Source organism: Kocuria sp. KH4 (genome assembly GCF_053711175.1).
This window is the reverse complement of the sequence record NZ_JBSJYX010000053.1, coordinates 1-1366: the sequence shown is the minus strand read 5'-3', so window position 1 is coordinate 1366 and position 1366 is coordinate 1. Positions and strand designations below refer to the sequence as shown.

1 protein-coding gene is annotated in these 1366 nt (G+C 69.5%); it reads right to left on the bottom strand.

Annotated elements, in window-relative coordinates:
- Positions 1-166: 166 nt before the first annotated feature.
- Positions 167-1303: an IS701 family transposase gene (locus ACWCOM_RS18450; protein ID WP_454550195.1), complete on the bottom strand. Its 1137-nt coding sequence runs from the start codon at positions 1301-1303 to the stop codon at positions 167-169.
- Positions 1304-1366: the final 63 nt, after the last annotated feature.

Here is a 1366-nt window from a genome sequence, read left to right as displayed (position 1 = left end):
TACTGCAACGACAGATCGTGACCTCTGCGTTTGTAGTGGCTGGCGCGGGTACGGGCTTGGCATGTTCGTCGCCAGGACGACCAGTGCCAGATGTGCTCGGGCAGGTGGTGGACGGGGTGGGCGATGCGGTTGAACAAGCGCCGGATCTCGTGGATCGACAGCGGGATCAGCCGGGAATCAACGCTGTCGGTAGGCCCCCCTTTTTCGCGTCCTGGTGGATCAGGAGCAAGAACGCGGCCGCGGCCATGGACAAGGTGATGTGCCGGTACCAGGCGGTGTAGTCCCGGACCTGGTAGTGATCCAGACCGGTCTCGTTCTTGGCGGTCTGGAAGCACTCCTCGATCGCCCACCGGCTCCCGGCCACCCGCACCAGCTCCGAGACGGCAGTGCCGGCGGGACCGAAGCAGAGGTAGTAGGCGATCTCGTCCGGGTCGCCGATCGAGCGCCGCGCCAGCAACCAGTGCCCGTAGCGCGGATCCCGCAGCGGGCGGATGTCCACGACCGCCCAGTCATAGAGCCGGCGCCCGTGGGCCCCGTCCCCGCAGCTGATCCGCTGCCAGGCCTCCGGGGCCACCTCGGCGATCACGGTGTGCGCCCGGCGCTGGCGCAACTCCATCGAGATCACCGCCTGGGACTTGGGCACCGCCAGCACGTGGGCCACCCCGTGGCGCTCCAGCCACAGCCGCAGCGCCCCGACCTGGCCGTAGGCCTCATCCCCGGTCACCCAGGCGAAGGGCACCCGCGCCTGCAGGGCGCGCTCGATCATCGCCTGGGCCAGCTGCGGCTTGGTCGCGAAGTCCCGGTCCTCCGGGACCCCGGCCGCAGTACACCTTTCCCGGCCCTGGGTCCAGGCCTTGGGCAGGTACAGCTCCCGGTCGATCAGCGCCCGGCCACCCCCGGAGGCGTAGGCCAGGAACACCCCGATCTGGCAGTTCTCGATCCGCCCCGCGGTCCCGGAGTACTGCCGGGCGACTCCGGCCGAGCGGGTGCCCTTCTTCAGGAACCCTGTCTCGTCGACGATCAGCACCCCCGCCCCGGGGTCCCCGATCGCCTCGAGCACCACCTGGCGCACATCATCGCGCAGCCCGTCGGTGTCCCAGGAGTAGGAGTTCAGCAGCCGCTGCATGCCCTCCGGGCCGGTGTCCCCGGCGGCCTCGGCCAGGCTCCAGCCGTTCTTGCGCTCGAGTTCCCCGAGCAGCCCGCGCACATAGCCGGCCATCCGCCGCCGCGATTCCACCCGCGGGAACCGTTCGGCGAACCGTCCGCAGAACGCCGGAAAGGCGCCCGCCCACTGCTGCACCATCTGAGCCTGCACACACCACCAAATACCAGACTCGGCACTCAGTCACAATCTGTCGTTGCAGTA

Bases quoted from the DNA above. Each gene is read 5' to 3' on its own strand.
- ACWCOM_RS18450 (WP_454550195.1), bottom strand. From the start codon at position 1,303: ATGGTGCAGCAGTGGGCGGGCGCCTTTCCGGCGTTCTGCGGACGGTTC.